The organism is Halalkalibacter lacteus, assembly GCF_036663595.1.
In the GTDB taxonomy this organism is placed as follows: Bacteria; Bacillota; Bacilli; order Bacillales; family Bacillaceae_D; genus Halalkalibacter; species Halalkalibacter lacteus.
In genome coordinates this window covers 1-258 of the sequence record NZ_JAWRVL010000299.1, presented here as the reverse complement: position 1 = coordinate 258, position 258 = coordinate 1, and the positions used below count along the sequence as shown (strand labels likewise).

Annotated in this window: 1 pseudogene; it reads left to right on the top strand. The window is 76.0% G+C overall.

Annotated elements, in window-relative coordinates:
- Window positions 1–258, top strand: a pseudogene (locus tag SAZ04_RS22430) (hypothetical protein); the annotation flags it as partial.

The following is a 258-nucleotide window of genomic DNA, read 5'->3' as shown; positions in this document are numbered from 1 at the left end:
GACGCCCCCGGCTGGTCCCTCGACATCGTGGGGCCGGTGAGCCGAGACGAAGAGCCGCGCCTCACGGCATACCTGGCCGAAGGCGCCGCCCGCGACCGGCTCCGCCTGCACGGCCGCCAGCCCCCGCGGGAGGCCTGGCGCCTCGCCGCTGGTGCCGCGTGCGGGCTCGTGCTCCTCGAGGACACGCCCGCCTTCCGGGCCGCCATGCCGAGCAAGCTCTACGAGTACGTCGCGAGCGGGCTCCCGGTGATCGTGACC